Here is a 20881-nt window from a genome sequence, read left to right on the forward strand (position 1 = left end):
ACACAGGTCATGACTTCTGACAACGACCGCCGACGCGGTCTGCTCGCGCGCCTGCGCGGGCGGCCCGTAGCGCGCAGCAGGGGCCGCCGCCGGCTGGGCGCCGCGGTCCGGCTGATCGCCGCGCTGACGCTGGCCGGCGGCGCCTACACCGTCTTCGCCCCGGGCGTGCAGGCGCAGGAAAACCCGCCGCTGACCGGCGCCGCCGCCGAGGGCAAGGCGCTGTTCGACGTGAGCTGCGTGACCTGCCACGGTCGCAACGCGCAGGGTGTCGAGGGTCGTGGCCCGAGCCTGGTCGGCGTGGGCGCCGCCTCGGTCGAGTTCCAGGTGGGCACCGGCCGCATGCCGATGGCCCGCCAGGAGGCCCAGGCCCAGCGCAAGCCCCCGGTCTTCACCGACGAGCAGGTGCGCCAGCTCGCCCAGTACGTCCAGGAGCTCGGTGGCGGCCCGCAGGTCCCCGAGGGTGACCTCCGCGAGGGCGCCCAGGTGGCGACCGGCGGTGAGCTGTTCCGGATCAACTGCTCGCAGTGCCACGCCTTCGGTGGCGGCGGCGGCGCGCTCTCCTCGGGCAAGTTCGCCCCGAGCCTGCGCCCGGCCAGCGACCGGCAGATCTACGCCGCCATGCTGAGCGGCCCGCAGAACATGCCGGTGTTCGGCGACAACCAGATCACCCCGGAGCAGAAGGCGGACATCATCGCCTACATCCAGGAGACGCTGAAGCACGACCAGGACCAGGGCGGATTCAACCTCGGCCGGTACGGCCCCTCCACGGAGGGCCTGGCGGCCTTCCTGATCGGCATCGTCGCGCTGGTCTTCGCCAGCCTGTGGATCGCGGGCAAGTCGTGACCCGGTCGACCGTGAGTAGCATTGGCATGGTGCCGTGCGTCGGCACCGCCCGTATCGAGGTGAGGGCATGACCATCCACACCGAGCACCCGGCCCCGCAGGGCCGGGAGCGGCTCGATGTCAACGACCCCCGCGTGTCCCGGTTCGACATCGTCCAGGAGGGCGCGCGCCGGGACGAGATCGAGATCGTCCATTACGAGCAGCAGGTGGTCCCGGGCACCAAGGCCGAGCGTCGGCTGACCCGCCTGGTTGCCGGGTTGTTCCTGCTCACCGGCCTGGCCGCGACCGCCTTCCTGGTCATCTACATCTGGTGGCCGTGGAAGTGGGAGGCCGGCCGCGGCGGTGACAAGTGGTACAACCCGCTGCTCGGCCTCACCCTGGGCGTCGCGCTCCTGGCCGTCGGCTTCGGCATCCTGACCTGGGGCAAGAAGCTGCTGCCCAAGGAGGTCTCGATCCAGAGCCGGCACGACGCCCCGAGTCCGCCCGAGGACCGCCGGATCACCGGACAGACCATGCTCTACATGGCCGACGAGATGGGCATCAAGCGTCGGCCGCTGCTCGGCGTCTCGCTGGTCGCCGGCCTGCTGCCGGTGGGCGCGGTCGTCGCGGCCCCGCTGGTCGGTGGCCTGATCTCCGACCCGCACAAGAACAACCAGATGTTCCGCACCGGGTTCGCCCCGGCGAACGCGGGCGAGAAGGTCCGGCTGGTCCGCGAGGACGGCCGGCCGATCCGCCCCTCCGACGTCAGCGTCGGCGGCCAGCTCACCGTCTTCCCCGGCATCGAGCACGGCGTGAGCAACAAGCACGCTGACTCGCCGACGCTTCTGATCCACCTGCGGGAGACGGACGCAGCGGATTCGCGGCGCAACAACGAGCGCGTGGGTAAGCCTGACTTCATGTGGGGCAACTTCGCGGCCTTCTCCAAGATCTGCACCCACGCCGGATGCCCGGCGAGCCTTTTCGAGCAGCAGACGAACCGCCTGCTCTGCCCGTGCCACCAGTCACAGTTCCTGATCACTGACAACGCCCGTCCCATCTTCGGTCCCGCCAGCCGGAGGCTCCCGCAGCTGCCCATCGAGGTGGACGAGGAGGGCTTCTTCGTGGCTCGGACGGACTATCAGGAACCGGTCGGGCCGGACTTCTGGGAGCGCCCCGCATGAAGCGCCGAAAGTTTGACGTAGCAGCGGTGCCGGGCAAGACCGCCGAGGCGCTGGACGCCCGGTTCCAGGCGGCCACCCCGCTGCGCAAGCTGCTCAACAAGGTCTTCCCGGACCACTGGTCCTTCCTGCTCGGCGAGATCGCGCTCTTCTCGTTCGTCGTGCTGCTGCTGACCGGTGTCTTCCTGACCTTCTTCTTCGAGCCGGCAATGACCGAGGTGGTCTACGACGGCAGCTACGCCCCGCTGCGGGGCACGCCGATGTCGGCCGCGTACGCCTCCAGCCTGGACCTGTCGTTCGACGTCCGGGGCGGTCTGATCATGCGGCAGATGCACCACTGGGCGGCGCTGCTGTTCATGGCCTCGATCGTCGTGCACATGCTGCGGGTCTTCTTCACCGGTGCGTTCCGCAAGCCGCGTGAGACGAACTGGATCATCGGCTCGCTGCTGTTCTGGGTCGGCTTCCTGGCCGGCTTCACCGGCTACTCGCTGCCGGACGACGGCCTCTCCGGCACCGGTCTGCGGATCGCCTCGGCCATCATGCTGTCGATCCCGGTGATCGGCTCCTGGGTCACCTCGTCGATCTTCGGCGGGGAGTTCCCGGGCGAGATCATCATCAGCCGCTTCTTCATCGCCCACGTGCTGCTGATCCCGGGTCTGCTGGTGGCGCTGATCAGCGTCCACCTGGGCCTGGTGTTCAAGCAGAAGCACACCCAGTGGTCCGGCCCCGGCCGGACCAACGAGAACGTGGTCGGCGAGCGGATGTTCCCGCGCTACGCGCTCAAGCAGGGCGGCTTCTTCATGGTCGTCTTCGGCGTGATCGCGCTGATGGGTGGCCTCTTCCAGATCAACCCGATCTGGTACTTCGGCCCGTACGAGGCGTGGGTGGTCTCGGCCGCCAGCCAGCCCGACTGGTACGTCATGTTCCTCGACGGCTCGACGCGACTCATGCCGGCCTGGGAAATCACCATCCCGCTCGGCGACGGGTACGTCATCCCGCCGCTGTTCTGGCCGACGGTCGTGCTGCCGGGCATCCTGGTCGCGATCTCCCTGTTCTACCCGTTCATGGAGGCGCGGCACCTCAAGGACCGCAAGCACCACAACCTGCTCCAGCGGCCCCGGGACGTGCCGGCCCGGACCGCGGCGGGCGCCATGGCGGTGGCGTTCTTCGTGGTGCTGACCCTCTCCGGCGCCAACGACGTGATCGCGGACAAGTTCCAGATCAGCCTCAACGCGATGACCTGGGCGGGCCGGATCGGCCTGCTGGTGGCGCCGCCGCTGGCGTACTACCTGGCGTACCGGCTCTGCCTCGGTCTCCAGCAGCACGACCGGGAGGTGCTGGCCCACGGGGTGGAGACCGGCATCATCCGGCGCCTGCCCGACGGCCGGTTCGTCGAGGTCCACCAGCCGCTCACCGCGGCCGACGGCCACGACGGGCACGGCGAGCTGGACTACGTCGGCTGGGTGGTGCCGAAGAAGATGAACCGGCTCGGGGCTCTCGGCCCGGCCATCCGGGGCTTCTTCTACCCGATCGAGAAGCCGGCCGAGGCGCCGGTCTCGCCGGGGCACCCGCCGGTCGAGCCCCGCCCCGAGCGGGAGGAGATCGGCAGCGGCGAGAGCCGTCGCTGACGACGTACCTGACCGTGGCGCCCGCCGGAGTTCTCCGGCGGGCGCCACGTCCATTTCCGCGGCGTTCGTCCGGGTCCGCCCTGCCCACCGCGCAACCCGCCCACTGACGGGTGGAAACGCAGGAATAACCCCCGCCAGCCGGGTATCCGTGCGGTCCAACGTCAACGGGGAGGGAAAACATGTTGGGAATCAAACGCCTCGGCCTGCTGGCCGCGCTGGTGCTGGTCGGTCTGGCGCCTGCCGCGGCCGCGCAGGCCGCGGCACAGCCGTCGACGCAGGACAGCCAGTATCTGCAGGCGGTGCACCAGTCCAACCTGTTCGAGATCAAGGCTGGTGACCTGGCCCGGGACAAGGGTCAGAACCAGGAGGTCAAGCGGCTCGGCGAGATGTTCAAGACCGACCACACCCAGCTGGACCAGTCGGTCCAGCAGACCGCTTCCCAGTTGGGTGTGCAGCTGCCGGGTGAGCCGACTGCCGACCAGCGGCAGATCCTCGACCGGCTGAACAACGCCAGGGGCGAGGAGTTCGACCGGCAGTGGGTGACCGCGCAGCTCGCCGCGCACCTTCAGGCGATCCAGGCCACCCAGACCGAGATCTCGCAGGGTCAGGAGCAGTCGGTGATCCAGTTGGCGCAGACAACGCTGCCGGTGCTCCAGGCGCACTACGACGAGCTGGTGAACCTCGCGCAGCAGCTGGGCATCCCGGTGCCGGAGGCGAGCGCCACCGGCACGCCCAGCCCGAGCGGCACCACCACGCCGGCCCCGGGCGGCACCACCGAATCACCGGCCCCGGGCGGCACCGAGTCGCCGGGTGGCACCACTGAGACGCCGGCTCCGGGCACCAGCTGACGTCACCGCACGGCCGACGGTGGCCGGTCCGCCCTCCGGGGTGGGCCGGCCACCGCGCGTTCACCGGTCAGTCGGCGCCGGCCAGCCCGATCGCGAACGCCTCCTCCAGGTCGTGCTGGGAGTACGCCCGGAACGCGATGTGCGACTCGGTGTTGAGCACGCCGGGCACCTTGGAGATGCTGCCGGCGATGACCTGGGCGATCTGCTCGAACTCCCGGACCCGGACCATGGCGATCAGGTCGACGTGCCCGGCCACCGAGTAGACCTCGCTGACGCCGGGCAGATTGGCCAGGGTCTCGGCCACCTCGGGAATCGAGTCGGTGGCGCAGTCGATCAGGACGATCGCGGTGATCACTGGACGCTTCTCCGTTCGTCGACGTCGTGGCTCATGCTAGATGTTCGCCGGCCGGCGCAGGACCGGTCCGGCGCGGGCCACTCAGCCCGCCGGCACGGTCAGCGCGTCGCCGGCCCGGATCACGTCGCACAGCCGTTCGCCCTCGTCGACGAGGGCGCCGGGCCAGACCACCACCCGCTCGACGTCGCCGCGGACCACCGCGCCCGCCCCGACCACCGCGCGGCGTACCCGGCCGGTCACGACGGCGCCGGGATCGACCAGTTCGCCGTCGCCGGCGGCGTGCAGGTTGGCCGCCAGGTAGTCGGCCGGGGTGCCGGTGTCGTAGAACGTGCCGGGGTACGCCACCACCTCCAGCGCGCCGGCCGCCTCCGCCGGCCGCCACACCGCCCGGACCAGGTCGCCGAAGGTCGCCGGCAGCTCCCGGACCAGCCGCCAGGGCAGCAGGGAGAACCCGGTGAACCGGTGCCCGTCGAACGTGCCGGGGGCCGCCGGGTCCGCGGCGGGCTGACCGAGCAGGCGTACGCTCCGCCCGTCCCAGCCGTCGAGCAGCGCGGCGACGTCCGGCCCGCGGGCGGCTGCCGGATCGGCGAGGTACGCGTCGGCGTTGCCGACGAGCACGCCGCGCCCGGCGATCCAGTCCCGCAGGTTGCCCACGCCCCCGGCGGTGCCCAGCGGGTCGCCCGGCTCGACGGAGAGGTGGGCCCGGGCGCCGACGTGGGTGACCACCTGGTCGGCGAGGTAGCTGGCGTTGACCGCGACCGTCGCCGGACCGGTCAGGCCCAGGCCGCCGAGCCGGGCCAGCGCGCGGTCCAGCAGCGGCACGTTGCCGACCGGGCAGAGCGCCTTGGGCACCCCCTCGGTGAGCGGCCGCAGCCGGGTCCCCTCGCCGGCGGCGAGCAGCACCGCGCAGATCCCCGCCGGCGGCACCGGCGCCGGGTCGGCGGCCGGCCGGGGCGACGGCCGGTCGGGGATCGTGGTCACGCCGCTCGGCCGGTGGGCGGGAGCTGCCCGGCCAGCGGCCCGATGCCGTAGTGGCCGAGCAGGAAGGCGGTGGCCCGGCTGAGCCGGGGCAGGTCGTCCAGCGCGTGCCAGGCGGCCTCGTAGACCTCGGCGCCGTCCACCGTCAGCTCGGTGGTCGACGCCGGCACCTCCGCCTCGAAGACCATGTCGACCCAGCCCTTGGCGTGCACCAGGGCGTTCGGGACGGCCGGGCGGAGCCGGTCGGGGGAGAGCCGGATGCCCGACTCCTCGTACAGCTCGCGGGCGGCGCCGACGACCGGGGCCTCGGCGCGCTGGAGCAGGCCGGCGGGGAGCGTCCAGCTGTACCCGGGCGGTTGGCGCAGCAGCAGGAGCCGGCCGGTCCCCTCGGCCTCGCTGTCCCGGACCAGGGTGACCGCGCCGACGACGTACTTCGGCACGGCGAGCCGGACCAGACGGCGGCGCATCCCCACCGGAAGGCGGTAGAAGACCTTGTAGGCGACGGCCCGGCCGGTGGCGCGCGAGCGGGGGATCATGACTCCAGGCTAGGCCCTCGGCCCCCCACCCGCCCCCCGGCCCCACCACCCGCGCGGGGACGGTCGGACCGGGTAGGGATCACTGGCGGTGGTCGACCAGGTCGATGAGCTGCCGGACGACGGCGTCGGGCTCGACCGTCCGGTCGAAGACCGCCACCAGCAGGGTCTCCAGGTCGGGGTAGCCGAGCTCCTCGGAGAGCCGCAGCAGGGGCAGGTCACTGGCCAGCCCCCGGTCGTGCTTGCGCAGCGCCAGCCCGATGGTCGCCCGGCCGAGGCGTACCTTGTCGGCGATCGAGATGCCCGGCTCGGTGTGCTCGGCGAACCAGCGGCTGATCTGCATCTGCGCGTGCGGCGACTTGACGAAGCCGAGCCACTCGCGCCGCGGCCCGCGTGGCGCCGAGTCGGCCTCGAAGCCGCTCTCCGCGTCGTTCTCCGTGAAGATCTCCACCACGTCGCCCTCGTCCAGTTCGGACGAGAGCGGCGCCAAGCGGCCGTTGATCCGGGCGGCCAGGCAGTGGTCACCCCACTCGGTGCCCAGCTCGTACGCCAGGTCAACCGGGGTGGCCCCGGCCGGGAGCACGACCTGCCGGCCGTCGGCGACCACCTGGATCTGGGTCTCGGCCAGGTCGCAGCGCAGCGACTGGAGGAACTGGGCCGGGTCGGGGGCCTCCTGCTCCCAGTCCAGCACCCGTCGCAGCCAGCCCAGCTGCTTGGCCTGGGCCGCCTCGCCGGAGGAGCGGGGGAAGCGGAAGTCGGCGGCGACGCCGTACTCGGCGGAGCGGTGCATCTCGCGGGTGCGGATCAGCACCTCGACGGTGCGGTCCTGCGGGCCGCAGACGCTGGTGTGCAGCGACCGGTAGAGGTTGTTCTTCGGGGAGGCGATGAAGTCCTTGAAGCGGCCGGGGACGGGCCGCCAGCGCCCGTGCACCGCGCCGAGCGCGGCGTAGCAGTCGGTGGCCGGGCCGTCCACCACGATCACGATCCGGGGCAGGTCGAACGGGGCGGTGTGGCCACCGGCGACGGTGTCCTTCCAGATCGAGTAGAGGTGCCGGGGTCGCGGGCTCACCTCGGCGTCGACCCGGCTGCGGCGCAGCGCCGTCCTGGTCTGGGCGACCACGTCGTCCAGGTAGGCGTCCCAGCCGGGCCGGTCGTGCACGTGCCGGGCGATCCGGGCGTGCTCCTCGGGATGCAGGTGCAGCAGCACCACGTCGTCCAGCTCGCGTTTGAGGGTCTGGATGCCCAGCCGGTCGCAGAGCGGGACGAGCACCTCCTGGGTCTTGCGGGCGATCCGCTCGCGGGACGCCGCCGAACGTACGCCGAGGGTATGCATGTTGTGCAGCCGGTCGGCCAGCTTGATGATCAGCACCCGGACGTCCTTGCCCGCCGCGATGATCATTTTGCGGATCGTCTCCGCCTCGGCGGCCTTGCCGTAGAACTCCTTGTCGAACTTGGTCACCCCGTCGACCAGGTGGGCCACCGCGCGGCCGAAGTCCTCACAGAGCGCCTGGAGCGTGTAGCGGGTGTCCTCCACCGTGTCGTGCAGCAGCGCCGCCACCAGGGTGGTGGTGTCCATGCCGAGGTCGGCGCAGATCTGGGCGACCGCCAGCGGGTGGGTGATGTACGGCTCGCCGCTCTTGCGGAACTGGCCGCGGTGCATGTTCTCCGCGATCGTGTACGCCCGGCGCAGCACCGACGTCTCGGCACTGGCGTGAATGCCCCGGTGGGTGCGGACCAGGTGGTTGACCGGGTCGGCGTCGTTGGTCGGCCAGGTGAGCAGGGACCGCAGCCGGCGGGCCAGTGGCAGCTCCCCGGGCTGGGTCGGGAGCGCGCCCCCCAGGGCGGCGCCGTGTCCGGCGTCGACGTCCACGAGGGACACCTCCTCACCCCGGCTCCGCGATCACCATCTCTGGTAACCGGAAGCAGGCCCACGAAACGGGCAGGACTGCACTCCCTTAACAGCCTAAGTCAGTCACCGTCGTCCGATCGGTCACTTGCTCATGAGCGTTCGGTCGAGAGTTGGTGGGATCCGCCGTTCTCGGCCTTGGTCAGCAGGTCGCGGAAGCGGGCCGCGCCGGATACCGGCGAGGACCACTCGGAGGACATCTCCACCAGCCGGGTCTCCGGTCGCTCCAACCAGGACAGGATGCGTTCGGTCTCCTCCGCGGAGGCGCGCGGCACCGGCCCGTGGCCCGGCTCCACCGTCTCGGCGGTGGCCCGGATCGCGGTGATGGTCGGTCGAGGGTGGACCCCCGGCGGGGAGACCCCCGCCCCGGCGAGCCGGCCGTGCCGGACCAGCGCCAGCTCCCAGCCGCCGCCGGGGGCACGCCGGGCGGCGGTCAGCTCGGCGATCCGGGTCAGCCCGGCCAGCCGCTGCATCCGTACGCTCGCCCGCAGCACCGCCGCCAGCCGGGAGCGCACCACCGCGGCCTCCTCGTAGCGCTGGCCCGCCGACAGCGTCTCGATCCGGGCGAGCAGGGCGTCGACCACCACCTGCGGGTCGCTGGCCGTCGCCGTACGGAACGGGGCGGCGGCGCGGTGGTCGTACTCCTCCGGGGTGATCCGGTGCTCGCAGGGCGCCGGGCAGCGACCCAGCTCGGCCAGCGCGCAGGCCGGCGTGACCGTGCGCAGCGAGAGCCGGTGGGTGCACTGGCGCAGCGGGACGGCGTCGTGGAAACCGGCGGCGGCCAGCTCGGCGGCCTGCTTGGAGCGGAACGGACCCAGGTAGGCGGTGTCGCCGGGGGCGAGGCTGCGCACCACCGACAGTCGCGGATAGGGACCGTCGGTCAACTTGAGCCAGACCATCCGCTCCGGGAACTTGGAGCGCCGGTTGTACGGCGGGGCGTGCGCCGCGATCAGCCGCAGCTCCCGGACCTCGGCCTCCAGCGGGTGGGCGCACTCGACCGCCTCCACCCGCTCGGCGGCGGCCAGCATCTCCGAGATCCGGGCCCGCTTCTCCGCCGCGGTGAAGTAGCTGCGCACCCGGGTGGCGATGTCGCCGGAGGTGCCGACGTAGAGCGGCCGGTCGTCGGCGGCCCGGAAGATGTAGACCCCGGGCACCTTGGGCAGGCCCTCGGCGAGGTGCCGCTTGCGGCGCTGGGTGGGGGTGACCGCGCGGGCGAACTCGATGGCCTCGCCGACCGTGTCCACCCGGTGCCCGCCCAGCCGCCCGATCAGCCCGTGCAGCACGTCGACGGTGGCCTTGGCGTCGTCCAGCGCGCGGTGGGTGGGCTGGGTGGCGGTGCGGAAGTAGGCGGCGAGGGTGCCGAGCTTGCGGTTGGGCACCTCGTCGCGGGTGAGCACCCGGCGGGCCAGGGCGGCGGTGTCGAGCACCCGCGGGTTGGGCCAGCGGTAGCCGTGCTTCGCGCAGGCCGCCTTCAGGAAGCCCACGTCGTAGGGGGCGTTGTGGGCGACCAGCACGGCGTCGGCGATGAACTCCAAAAAGCTCGGCAGCACCTGCTCGATCGGCGGGGCCGGGATCAGCATGGCCTGGGTGATGCCGGTCAGCACGGTGATGAACGGCGGGATCGGCACCCCGGGGTTGACCAGGGTGGCCAGCACGCCCAGCTCCTCGCCGCCGCGCACCTTGACCGCGCCGATCTCGGTGATGCCGCCGCCGTCCGGGGCGCCGCCCGTCGTCTCCAGGTCGACCACCACGAAGGTCGTCGCGTAGAGCGGCAGCGCCGGGTCCACCCCGCCGCCCGCTGTCGGATCCAGACCGGCCAGCGTCTGCTGGACGTACTCGCCAGGTGCCACGCGCGGCAGGCTAGCGGCCCGGTCCGACACTCCCGTCGCAGCGGTCCCAGCGGTCACCGCCGGTCTAGGATGAGAGATCGGCTCACTCACCCGGCGGTGGGCCCGGTCGCGGTGGGAGACTTGCCCCATGCCCCTCACCGAGCCGTACGACGACCACCTCCCGGAGGAGGGGTCGTCGACCGCCGCGCCCGAGGGCGGAGCGGAACCGGGTGCGGGGGCGCCCGAGCCGGAGCCCACCCTGCCCGAGCCGGTCCGCCAGCGCATCGTCACGCTCACCGCGGCGGTGCTGCCCGGGCTGCCCGCCGACGAGTTGCCGGTGCCGCTGCGCCGGGTGGCCAAGTTCGCCCCGAACCGCCGTGCCCGGCTGGGCGCGCCGGTGATCGCCGCGCAACTCACCGCCGACCCGCTGTTCCGCCAGCGGGTCACCGCGCGGGTGCTCGCCGACGCCGGCGACCTGGGCGCCGCCGTGGTCGAGGGCACCGCGCCGGCCGCCGCCGACCCGGTCGAGGTGGCCGCGCTGGCGTACCTGGCCCGGCCCCGCGGCTGGCGGGAGCTGATCGAGGCCAGCGGCGCCGCCGTGCGGGCCGAGGCGGACAGCGCCGTCGTGGCCGAGCTGGTCCGGGAGGCCGAGCAGCGGGCCAGCCGCGCCGAGCACGACCGGGCGGTGGCCCGGGTCGAGGCGGAGAAGCTCCGCGACGAGGTGGCCCGGGTCCGCGAGGAGCTGGGGCAGCTGCGGGAGGAGAACCGCCAGCTCCAGCGGACGCTGCGGGAGACGCAGGCGCGCGAACGCCGGGCCAACGAGCTGCTCGCCACCGAGCGGGGCCGGGCGGCCCGGGCGGCCGCCGACAGCGACGCCGAGCTGCGCCGGGCGCGGGCCCGGCTGGCCGAGGCCGAGGCGGCGGCCGGGGTCGCCCGGGCCAGCGCCAAGGAGGCCCGCTCGGTCGACGACGCCCGGCTCTGGCTGCTGCTGGAGACCATCGGCCAGGCCGCCGTCGGGCTGCGCCGGGAGCTGGCGCTGGACCCGGTGGAGAAGCTGCCGGCCGACTTCGTGGCCGACGCGTTCGCCGACTCGTCGGCGGTGACGCCCGCCGGCACCGCCGCCCGCGCCCGGGACACCGACGACCCGGCCCGGCTGGACCAGCTGCTCGCCCTGCCCCGGGCGCACCTGGTGGTGGACGGCTACAACGTCACCAAGCGCGGCTTCGGCGAGATGTCCCTCGAACAGCAGCGCAAACGGCTGATCACCGGGCTGGGCGGGATCGCCGCGCAGACCGGCGACGAGGTCACCGTGGTCTTCGACGGCGCGGAGCGGATGCACGGGCTGCCGCCCACCCCGCGCGGCGTCCGGGTGCTCTTCTCCCGCAAGGGGGAGACCGCCGACGAGCTGATCCGCCGCCTGGTCCGGGCCGAGCCGGCCGGCCGGCCGGTGGTGGTGGTCTCGTCGGACCGCGAGGTCGCCGACGGCGTGCGCCGGCACGGCGCGTACCCGCTCGGCGCGGACTCGCTGCTGCGCCGGCTGGCCCGTTCCTGACTCTTGATCACTGTTGTCCGTTTCTGTCGTACCCGATGACTAGTGTCCGACCTGACCGACGGTGCGCGGGTGGTGACCAGGCTGTCGCCCCCGCCGCGCCGCACTCCGTCAGGGAGGCACGATGCTCATCGACTGCGACAGGTGCGGGATCCGGGGTGCCGGCTGTAACGGCTGCCTGGTGACCGCCCTGCTCGACGCCGACTCGCCGGCCGCCGACCTCGGGCCGGCCGAGCTCCGGGCGGTCGAGGTGTTCGCCCGGGCCGGCTTCGACGTGGAGGTGCTGGCCCACGAGGCCGCGCCGACCCGTGCCGCCCGCCGGCGCCGGGTGGCCTGACCCGCACCCACCCCGTCGCGTCTCCGTCGGCCGACCGCGCCGGTCGCCCGGCGGCAGGCCGTGCCGGTCGCCCGGCGGCGGGCCGCGCCGGCCGCCCGACAGTGGTCCGCGCCGGTCGGTCCGCACTGTGGGCACCGCGCCGGGCCCGGTGGCGACGGGCAATAGGATGGGCGCTCACGGCGGGAGGAGCGGCGGCATGACGCGGTTACGGCGTGGTGGCGGCGGGCCGGCGGACGAGGTGCCGGCGTGACCCCCCGCGGCTGGGCGGTGCTGACCCTCGGCGGGCTGGTGCTGGCGCTGCTGGTCGCCAGCATCGTGCTGGTGCCGTGGAGCCGGCCGCCGGCACCCCGGGCCGACCAGGTCGCCGCGCTGGGCGAACTCCCCGTCGACCAGGTGGCCCACGCGCGCGAGTTCCGCTCCGCGCTGCGCCCCGGCGCGTACGGCGCGCTGGTGGTCGGGCTGCTGGTGGCGGTGCTGCTCGGGCTCACCCCGCTCGGCGCCCGCCTGGTCGAGCTGGCCGGGCGCCCCTTCGGCGGCCACTGGACCGCCCGCGCGGTGCTCGGCGGGCTCGCCGTGGTGCTCCTCGCCGATCTGCTCACCCTGCCCTTCGCCGCCTGGCGGCAGTCCGTGCTCACCCGGTACGGGCTGAGCACCCACGGCTGGAGCGGCTGGGCCGTCGACCTGCTCAAGTCGTACGCGGTCAGCGCGGTCATCGGTGCGATCGCGCTGCTCGGCTTCTACACCGTGACCCGGCTCGCTCCCCGCTGGTGGTGGGCGTTCGGCGCCGCCGGGGCGGCCGGGTTGGTGGTGCTGCTGTCGTTCGTGCTGCCGGTGCTGGTGGAGCCGGTGTTCAACCGGTTCACCCCGATGGAGCAGGGTCCGCTGCGCACCGAGCTGATGGCGATGGCGGCCCGCGACGGGGTGCCGGTGCGCGACGTGCTGGTCGCCGACGCCTCCCGGCGGACGAAGGCGGTCAACGCGTACGTCTCCGGGCTGGGGCCGACCCGGCGGGTGGTGGTCTACGACACCCTGCTGCGCGAGGCCACCCCGGCCGAGGTGACCAGCGTGGTCGCGCACGAGCTGGGGCACGCGAAGGACCGGGACGTCTGGACCGGCACGCTCACCGGCGCGCTCGGCGCCGCCCTCGCGGTCGTCGCGCTCTACCTGCTGGGCTCCTGGGGGCCGCTGCTGCGGCTGGCCGGGGTCGACTCGGTCGCCGAGCCGCGCGCGTTCCCGCTGTTGATCGCTCTGGTGACGGTGGCCGGGCTGGTCGCCGCGCCGGCGCAGGCGCTGCTCTCCCGCCGGGTCGAGGCGCGCGCGGACGCGCACGCCCTCGCGCTGACCGGCGACCCGGCCACCTTCGAGGCGATGCAGCGCCGGTTGGCCGGGGTCAACCTGGCCGATCCCGATCCGCCGCGCTGGGAGTACCTCTGGTCGGCGTCGCATCCGTCCACCGTGGAGCGGATGGCCGCCGCCCGCGCCTATGCCAGGGAGGCCGGCAGATGAGCCGGACGCTGCTGATCACCAACGACTTCCCGCCCCGCCCCGGCGGCATCCAGTCCTTCGTGCACAACCTCGCCGTCCGCCAGCCCTCCGGCTCCGTGGTGGTCTACGCCTCCAGCTGGCGGGGGGCGGCGAAGTTCGACGCCGACCAGCCCTTCGAGGTGGTCCGGGAGCGGACCCGGGTGCTGCTGCCCACCCCGCTGGTGGCCCGCCGGGCGGCCCGGCTGGCCCGCGAGCACGGCTGCGACACGGTCTGGTTCGGCGCCGCCGCCCCGCTCGGCCTGCTGGCGGCCGGGCTGCGCCGCCGGGCGGGGATCCGCCGGGTGGTCGCGCAGACCCACGGCCACGAGGTCGGCTGGGCGGCGCTGCCCGCCGCCCGGGCCGCGCTGCGCCGGATCGGTCGCGGCACCGACGTGGTCACCTACCTCGGCGACTACACCCGGGTACGGCTCGAACGGGCGCTGCACGGGGTGACCGACCTGCACCGGCTGGCTCCCGGCGTCGACGTGGACACCTACCACCCGTCCGTCGACGGCGAGCCGGTCCGCGTCCGGCTGGGCCTGGCCGACCGGCCGGTGGTGGTGTGCGTGTCCCGGCTGGTGCCCCGCAAGGGGCAGGACATGCTGATCCGGGCCATGCCGGAGATCCGCCGCCGGGTGCCGGACGCGGCCCTGCTGGTGGTCGGCGGCGGGCCGTACCGGGCGGCACTGGAGAAGCTGGCCCGGCACACCGGCGTGGAGCGCGACGTGGTCTTCACCGGCTCGGTGCCCGCCGACGAGCTGCCCGCGCACTACGCCGCCGGTGACGTCTACGCGATGCCCTGCCGTACCCGCAACCGCGGCCTGGACGTCGAAGGGCTCGGCATCGTCTACCTGGAGGCCTCCGCGACCGGCCTGCCGGTGGTGGCCGGCGACTCCGGCGGCGCGCCGGACGCGGTCCGCGAGGGGGAGACCGGGTACGTGGTGCGCGGCCGGGACGTGGCCCAGCTCGCCGACCGGGTGGCCACCCTGCTCGCCGACCGGGACCTGGCCCGGCAGCTCGGGGCGGCCGGCCGGGCCTGGGTGGAGCGGGAGTGGCGCTGGGAGACCCAGGCGCAGCGGATGGCCGCCCTGCTCGCCGGCTGACGAGCGGCGCGGTCGACGGGTGGGGGCACGTCGGCGGGTGCCGGCGCGAGTCCGGGTCATGACATCACCGCGAGCGTGATACCTCAGAGGCATCAATATGACTCTGAGGTATCACGCTCGTTCGGTGACGGTCGGGTCGGATAGACAGCGCGTGGCGGCTCGGGGAGCGGTGCGGGCGTCCTGCGGCCATCGAGCGAGGGCGGCGGGGTGTCGCGATGCGGCAGTCCGCACGCCAGACCGGGCGGGCCAGGCGGTGCGGCCCGGCCCGCCCGGTCGGCGGAGGTGCGGTGTCGGTCAGGCTCCGGCGGGGACCCGCTCGGCCGGGGCGGCCGGGGCGGTTGCGGCGGTCCGCCGGGACAGCTTCCCCGGCCACCAGGTGCGGGCGCCCAGGTCGAGCGTCAGCGCCGGGATGAGCAGGCTGCGGACCAGCAGCGTGTCGAGCAGGATGCCGACGGCCACGATCACCCCGGTCTGCATCGACGGCACCAGCGGCAGCACGCCCAGCGCGCCGAACGTGGCCGCGAGCACGACCCCCGCGCTGGTGATGACGCCGCCGGTGACGGTCAGCGCCCGCAGGACGCCCGGCCGGTGGCCCAGCTGCGCCGCCTCCTCCCGGGCCCGCGTCATCAGGAAGATCGTGTAGTCGACGCCGAGGGCGACGAGGAACAGGAACGCCTGCAGCGGGATGCCCACGAAGAGCTTGGTGTAGCCCAGCGCGTCCAGGACGAAGCCGGCGGCCCCCATCGCGGCGGCGTACGACAGCACCACGCTCACCATCAGCAGCAGCGGCGCGACCAGCGCCCGCAGCAGGAGCACCAGGATGACGAGGACGACGGCGAGGATCAGCGGGATGACCACCCGGTTGTCGCGGCCGACGATGCGCTCCTCGTCCACCAGCACCGCGGTCCTGCCGCCGACCAGCGCCTGGGCGCCGGGCACCTCGTGCACCGCCGTGCGGAGCCGCTGCACGGTCTCCAAGGCGGCGTCGCTGTCCGGCGTGTCGGCCAGCACCGCGGGGACCCGTACCCAGGCGCCGTCCGGCGAGCGCTCCGGCTCGTCGACCCGGGCGACGCCGGGCACCGTCCGGGCGGCGGCGATCACCTGGTCGGCCGTACCGGCGGTGGCCAGGATCTCCGCCGGCGACGCGGAACCGCTCGGGTAGTGCGCGGCGATCAGCCGCTGGCCGGTCACCGAGCCGACCTCGGAGGTGAAGGACTCCTCGTTGGGCAGGCCGATGCTGAGGTTGCCGATGCCGAAGGTCAGCGCGACGAGCGCCGCCGCGGTGCCGATCCAGACCGCGCGGGGACGCCCCCCGACCAGCCCCGCGATCCGGCGCCAGATCCCGTGGTCGGCGGTGACGTCGGCGCTGACGGCGGTCGGCGTGTAGCGCGGCACGAACGGCCAGAAGAGCCACCGGCCGCACAGGACGAGCACCGCCGGCAGCAGGGTGGTCATCGCGAGCAGGGCGGCTCCGATGCCGACCGCGCCGACCGGGCCGAGGCCACGGGTGGACGGCAGGTCGGCGGCGAGCAGGCAGAGCAGTCCGATCGCGACGGTCGCGGCCGAGGCGCAGATCGCGCCGAACGACCGGCGCAGCGCCACCCGCATCGCCTCGTGCCGGTCGGCGTGCCGGCGCAGCTCCTCGCGGTACCGGGCGATCAGCAGCAGGGCGTAGTCCACGCCGACGCCGAAGACCAGCACCGTCAGGATGGTCTGGCTCTGGAAGTCGACGGTCACCCCGCCGTACTTCGCCATCAGGTACACGATGCCGCCGGCGAACTGGTTGGCGATGCCGACGGTGATCAGCGGGATCAGCCAGAGCACCGGGCTGCGGTAGGTGACCAGCAGCAGCACCGCGACGGTGGCCGCGGTGGCCAGCAGCAGGGTGGTGTCCATCCCGCCGAAGGCGTCGAGGACGTCGCTCTCCGCCGCCGCGTCGCCGGTCAGCGCGGTGCGCAGGCCCGCCGGCTGGTCGAGGGCGAGGCGTTCCTTGACGTCGGTCACCGCCTCCGGGCGCTGGGTGTCGTCACCGGCGACCGGGAAGGACACCAGCAGCGCCTTCCCGTCGCCACTGGGCACCGGGGGCGACACGGCGCCGCCGTCGGCGTACCGGACGAAGACGGCCCGGTCGGCCTCGGCCTTGGCGCGGTCGGCGTCGGTGAGGCCGCTGTCGCGGACGTAGACGGCGATCGCCACGGGCTTCTTCGAGTCCGGGAAGGCCGCCTCGGCCCGCTCCACGGCCCGGCTGCTCTCCACGCCGGCGGGCAGCAGGCCGAGCGTGTCGTTGTTCTGCACCTCGCTCAGCTTGATGGAGAGCGGGCCGGCCACCGCGACGAGGACCAGCCAGAAGACGATCAGGGCGTACTTGCTGCGTCGGCCGGACGGCAGACCGGCCAGTCTTTGCCGGGACATGTCGAGTTCCTCCGAGGATCGGGTTCGCTTCCTGCCTTCGATCCTTCTGGCCCACGGGCGTGCGGACAGGAGTGTCACGTCCCCGACGTCGGTGGTCCTAGCACCACCGAAGCCGGGGCGGTCGTGCCCGAGAATGGAACCCGTGGACAGCCCCGTACGAGAGTTCGCCCGCCAGACGGTCCGGCCCGGCGCGACCGCCGCCCTCCAGGGCCTGGCCGTCGCCGTGCTCTCCCTGACCACCAATGTCGCGCTGTTCGTGCTGTCGCTGGTGTCGCTGCTGCTCATCCCCGTCTTCGGCATCGGTTTCGCGCTGTTCCCGATGGTGACGGCGTTGGTGCGGCTGTCGACCGGCTTGCAACGTCGGCTGGCCCGGTGGGGCGGCGTACCCATCGCCACGCCGTACCGGCCGCTGCCGGAGGGGGCGCAGTTCGGCACCTGGCGGCGCTTCCGATGGGTGGTGGGCGACCCGGCCACCTGGCGGGACTTCGCCTGGCTGGTCCCCGGCGCGGTCACCGGCGGGGCGTGCCTGCTCGCGTTCGTCCTGCCGCTGTACGGGCTGGAGGGCTCGCTCGGGGTGCCGCTGCTGCTCTACGTCCTCGCCGACTCCTACGGCTATGGCCTGTTCTGGCCGATGACCAACCTGGCCGAGGCGCTGGCCGCGCTGCCGCAGGGCTGGCTGCTGCTGCTCGGCGGCCTGGCCGTCGCCCCCTGGCTGGTCTGGTTGCACCTGCGCTTCGCCCGGCTCTTCCTGGCCCCCACCCGGGCGGCGGAGCTGGCGCTGCGGGTCCGCCAGCTCACCGTCACCCGGGCCGACACCGTCGACGCCCAGGCGGCCGAGCTGCGCCGCATCGAGCGGGACCTGCACGACGGCGCGCAGGCGCGGCTGGTCGCGCTGAGCATGAGCATCGGCCTGGCCGAGCAGCTGCTGGAGCAGGACCCGACCGCCGCCGGGAAGCTGCTGGCCGAGGCGCGGGAGACCAGCGGTCAGGCCCTGGTCGAGCTGCGCGGCCTGGTGCGCGGCATCCACCCGCCGGTGCTCGCCGAGCGCGGCCTGGACGGCGCGGTCCGGGCCCTCGCGCTGGCCGTGCCGCTGCCGGTGGCGGTCGAGGTGGAGCTGCCGGGCCGCCCGGTGGCGCCGGTGGAGTCGGCGGCGTACTTCGCGGTGGCCGAGGGGCTGGCGAACGTCACCAAGCACAGCGGCGCCGCGCAGGCCTGGATCCAGGTGAGCTACGGCGACGGCCGACTGACCATGGTGGTGGGTGACGACGGCCGGGGCGGCGCCGACCCGGCGGCGGGCAGCGGACTGGCCGGGATCGGACGACGGCTCGCGGCCTTTGATGGAACGATGGTGGTGACCAGTCCGCCCGGCGGGCCCACAGTCGTGACCATGGAGCTGCCTTGCGAGTTGTCATCGCCGAAGACCTCGCCCTCCTCCGGGACGGGCTGACCCGCATCCTCGAGGCGTTCGGCTTCGAGGTGGTCGCGGCCGTCGACAACGGACCGTCGGTGCTGTCGGCCCTGGTCACCCACCGCCCGGACGTGGCGGTGCTCGACGTGCGGCTGCCACCGACCTTCACCGACGAGGGCTTGCAGGCCGCCATCGGAGCCCGCGCCGAGATCCCCGGCCTGCCGATCCTGGTGCTCTCCCAGCACGTCGAGCAGCTCTACGCCCGGGAGTTGCTCTCCGACCGCGCCGGTGGCGTCGGCTACCTGCTCAAGGACCGGGTCTCCAACGTGGCCCAGTTCGTCGACGCGGTACGCCGGGTGGCCGGCGGCGGCACCGTGATGGACCCGGAGGTGGTCTCCCAGCTGCTGGCCAGCCGCTCCGGGGCCGAGCCGTTGCAGGAGCTGACCGCCCGCGAGCGCGAGGTGCTGGGCCTGATGGCCGAGGGGCGGTCCAACGCGGCGATCGCCGCGCGGCTCTTCGTCACCGAGAAGGCGGTCAGCAAGCACATCAACAACATCTTCAGCAAGCTGCGGATGCCGCCGTCGGACGACGACAACCGGCGGGTGCTGGCGGTGCTGACGTACCTCAACGGGGACGACAGCCAGCTGCCGGTGCCGGGCCGGGCGCCGCGGCGTACCGCCGCCGGACCGTCGCTACCCGGCTGAGGCGACCGGCTCGACGCCAGCCATTGTGGACAGCGCGGGGGAGCGGCCGAGGCAGCCCTCGGCCGGCCCCGGCCGCCCGAAGTACCAGCCCTGACCGGCGTCGCAGCCGATCGCCCGCAGCCGTTCGGCCTGCCCGGCCGTCTCCACCCCCTCGGCGGTGACGGTCAGGTCCAGCGCGTGGGCCAGCGACACCAGGGAGGCGAGGATCCGCTCGTCGGTGCGGCTGGCCGGGTCGACCGCCGGCGCGCGCAGCCCGGTGACGAACTCCCCGGCCACCTTCAGCTCGGTCACCGGCAGGTCCCGCAGGTACGCCAGGTTGCAGTAGCCGGTGCCGAAGTCGTCGATGGCGATCCGTACGCCGAGGTCGGCCAGGACCCGCAGGGCCCGGACGGGCTCCTCCGCGGTGCTCATCATGGTGCTCTCGGTGAGCTCCAACTGGAGCCGTTCCGGCGGCAGGCCGGTGGCCGCCAGCAGGCTGCGCACCTCCTGCACCAGGCCGGGCCGGTGCACCTGGCGGACGGCCAGGTTGACGCTGACGAAGGGGGCCCGGGCACCCCAGCTCTCCGCCTCGCGGCAGGCCTCCGCGAGCACCCAGCCGCCGAGCCGGACGATCAGGCCGGTCTCCTCGGCCAGCCCGATGAAGCTGTCCGGCCGCAGCACGCCCAGCTCCGGGTGGCGCCAGCGGACCAGCGCCTCCACGCCGAGCATCGTGCCGTCGCGCAGCGAGGTCAGCGGCTGGTAGTCGAGGAAGAACTCACCCCGGTCGATCGCGGCGGGGATCGCCGCGGCGAGGGCGTACCGGGCCAGGTCGGCGCGGTGCCGGTCCGGGTCGAACACCGACCAGCGGGCGCCCCCGGCCGCCTTGGCCCAGTGCAGGGTGCTGTCGGCCGCCCGCATCAGCTCGCCGGGGGTGGTGCCGGCCACCGGGCGCTCCACGATGCCGATGCTGGCGGTGAGGGTCAGCTCGTGCCCGTCGACCAGGAAGGGCTCGGCGAGCGCGGCCAGCGCCGCCTCGGCGACCGCGACCGCGTCGTCGACCCGGGCGGTGCGCTCGACCAGGATGACGAACTCGTCGCCGCCGAGCCGGGCGAGCAGGTGCTCGCCGAGCGCCGCGCGCAGCCGCCGCGCCACCGACACCAGCAGGGCGTCGCCGATCTGGTGCCCGAGCGAGTCGTTGACCACCTTGAACCGGTCGAGGTCGAGGAAGCAGACGCCCACCCGGTCGGCGCTCCGGCCCGGCGCGCCGATCGCCGCGGTGAGCCGCTCGGTGAACAGGAGCCGGTTGGGCAGGTCGGTCAGCGGGTCGTGGCTGGCCTGGTGGCGAAACCGGGCCTCGCTGTCGCGCAGCGCCCGCTCGGCCTGGGCCCGGGCCACCATCGCGGCCCGGCGGATCGACTCCTGCTCGTCGAGCGTCCGGTCGCGCAGCGCCCGGGCGTACCCGGTGGTGACGGTGGCCAGCAGCCGGGCCATCCGGTCCTCGACGTCGTCGGCGACCAGCCCCAGGTCGCGGATCAGGCGGAGCTGGATGACCTCCACGGTGCGGCCGAGACCCTCGGCCGAGGCGATGTGGGCGGCGACCAGCTCCGCGCCCACCTGGTGCCCGACGCGCGGGTCGAACGGCTCGGCCCGCAGCGCCCCGGCCAACCGCTCGGTGAGCCGTTGCAGCAGCAGTTCCAGCTGCGCCTGGGTCATCGGCAGGTAGCTGGTGCCGGAGACCGCCTTGGCCCAGGCACGGGCGAACACGCCGGGGCACGACGGGTGCCCCGGC

Annotated in this window: 17 protein-coding genes; 10 read left to right on the top strand and 7 right to left on the bottom strand. The window is 74.0% G+C overall.

Annotated elements, in window-relative coordinates; genetic code table 11:
• Positions 1-9 precede the first annotated feature (9 nt).
• From qcrC to GA0074696_RS11230, 4 genes are all read left to right on the top strand, one after another.
• Complete coding sequence (gene qcrC / locus GA0074696_RS11215; RefSeq protein WP_088961043.1) at positions 10-843, top strand: cytochrome bc1 complex diheme cytochrome c subunit; 834 nt, start codon at positions 10-12, stop codon at positions 841-843.
• 67 nt (positions 844-910) lie between these two features.
• A complete protein-coding gene (gene qcrA, locus GA0074696_RS11220; protein ID WP_088961044.1) occupies positions 911-2002 on the top strand; it encodes a cytochrome bc1 complex Rieske iron-sulfur subunit in 1092 nt (363 codons plus the stop codon).
• Positions 1999-3627, top strand: a complete 1629-nt coding sequence (gene qcrB, locus GA0074696_RS11225) for a cytochrome bc1 complex cytochrome b subunit (RefSeq protein WP_088961045.1) — start codon at positions 1999-2001, stop codon at positions 3625-3627. The genes qcrA and qcrB overlap by 4 nt, the downstream gene beginning before the upstream one ends.
• Before the next feature lie 179 nt (positions 3628-3806).
• On the top strand, positions 3807-4475 hold the full coding sequence (locus tag GA0074696_RS11230; protein WP_088961046.1) for a DUF4142 domain-containing protein: 669 nt from the start codon (positions 3807-3809) through the stop codon (positions 4473-4475).
• Positions 4476-4542: 67 nt separating this feature from the next.
• Here GA0074696_RS11230 and GA0074696_RS11235 read toward each other — a convergent pair whose 3' ends face one another.
• From GA0074696_RS11235 to GA0074696_RS11255, 5 genes are all read right to left on the bottom strand, one after another.
• On the bottom strand, positions 4543-4830 hold the full coding sequence (locus GA0074696_RS11235) for an Lrp/AsnC family transcriptional regulator (RefSeq protein WP_088961047.1): 288 nt from the start codon (positions 4828-4830) through the stop codon (positions 4543-4545).
• 81 nt (positions 4831-4911) lie between these two features.
• The gene (locus tag GA0074696_RS11240) at positions 4912-5757 is read right to left on the bottom strand and encodes a nucleotidyltransferase family protein (protein WP_088964498.1); all 846 of its coding nucleotides are present in this window, start codon (positions 5755-5757) and stop codon (positions 4912-4914) included.
• Between the two features lie 50 nt (positions 5758-5807).
• The gene (locus tag GA0074696_RS11245) at positions 5808-6344 is read right to left on the bottom strand and encodes an NUDIX hydrolase (RefSeq protein ID WP_088961048.1); all 537 of its coding nucleotides are present in this window, start codon (positions 6342-6344) and stop codon (positions 5808-5810) included.
• 79 nt (positions 6345-6423) lie between these two features.
• The gene (locus tag GA0074696_RS11250; RefSeq protein WP_088961049.1) at positions 6424-8211 is read right to left on the bottom strand and encodes a RelA/SpoT family protein; all 1788 of its coding nucleotides are present in this window, start codon (positions 8209-8211) and stop codon (positions 6424-6426) included.
• A 128-nt stretch (positions 8212-8339) separates the two neighbouring features.
• A complete protein-coding gene (locus tag GA0074696_RS11255; protein WP_088961050.1) occupies positions 8340-10097 on the bottom strand; it encodes a DEDD exonuclease domain-containing protein in 1758 nt (585 codons plus the stop codon).
• Positions 10098-10224: 127 nt separating this feature from the next.
• Here GA0074696_RS11255 and GA0074696_RS11260 point away from each other — a divergent pair, with 127 nt between their 5' ends.
• The 4 genes from GA0074696_RS11260 (at position 10225) to GA0074696_RS11275 (ending at position 14589) form a co-directional block, all read left to right on the top strand.
• A complete protein-coding gene (locus GA0074696_RS11260; RefSeq protein WP_088961051.1) occupies positions 10225-11628 on the top strand; it encodes an NYN domain-containing protein in 1404 nt (467 codons plus the stop codon).
• 121 nt (positions 11629-11749) lie between these two features.
• Positions 11750-11962 (top strand): hypothetical protein, encoded by a 213-nt coding sequence (locus GA0074696_RS11265; RefSeq protein WP_088961052.1) that lies wholly within the window; start codon positions 11750-11752, stop codon positions 11960-11962.
• 246 nt (positions 11963-12208) lie between these two features.
• Complete coding sequence (locus GA0074696_RS11270; protein ID WP_088961053.1) at positions 12209-13468, top strand: M48 family metallopeptidase; 1260 nt, start codon at positions 12209-12211, stop codon at positions 13466-13468.
• The gene (locus tag GA0074696_RS11275) at positions 13465-14589 is read left to right on the top strand and encodes a glycosyltransferase family 4 protein (protein ID WP_088961054.1); all 1125 of its coding nucleotides are present in this window, start codon (positions 13465-13467) and stop codon (positions 14587-14589) included. The genes GA0074696_RS11270 and GA0074696_RS11275 overlap by 4 nt, the downstream gene beginning before the upstream one ends.
• Positions 14590-14883: 294 nt before the next feature.
• Here the strand turns inward: GA0074696_RS11275 and GA0074696_RS11280 are convergent, their stop codons facing one another.
• The gene (locus GA0074696_RS11280) at positions 14884-17001 is read right to left on the bottom strand and encodes an MMPL family transporter (protein WP_088961055.1); all 2118 of its coding nucleotides are present in this window, start codon (positions 16999-17001) and stop codon (positions 14884-14886) included.
• 142 nt (positions 17002-17143) lie between these two features.
• Between GA0074696_RS11280 and GA0074696_RS11285 the strand changes: the two genes are divergently transcribed.
• Positions 17144-18448: a sensor histidine kinase gene (locus GA0074696_RS11285; protein ID WP_231925333.1), complete on the top strand. Its 1305-nt coding sequence runs from the start codon at positions 17144-17146 to the stop codon at positions 18446-18448.
• Positions 18400-19113: a LuxR C-terminal-related transcriptional regulator gene (locus GA0074696_RS11290; protein ID WP_088961057.1), complete on the top strand. Its 714-nt coding sequence runs from the start codon at positions 18400-18402 to the stop codon at positions 19111-19113. Before GA0074696_RS11285 ends, GA0074696_RS11290 begins: the two co-directional genes overlap by 49 nt.
• On the opposite strand, the gene GA0074696_RS11295 is transcribed toward GA0074696_RS11290, so the two are convergent.
• Positions 19102-20805, bottom strand: a complete 1704-nt coding sequence (locus tag GA0074696_RS11295; RefSeq protein WP_088964499.1) for a putative bifunctional diguanylate cyclase/phosphodiesterase — start codon at positions 20803-20805, stop codon at positions 19102-19104. The two genes, GA0074696_RS11290 and GA0074696_RS11295, sit on opposite strands and share 12 nt — an antisense overlap.
• Between the last annotated feature and the right edge of the window lie 76 nt (positions 20806-20881).

It is taken from the genome of Micromonospora purpureochromogenes, assembly GCF_900091515.1.
Lineage (GTDB): Bacteria > Actinomycetota > Actinomycetes > Mycobacteriales > Micromonosporaceae > Micromonospora > Micromonospora purpureochromogenes.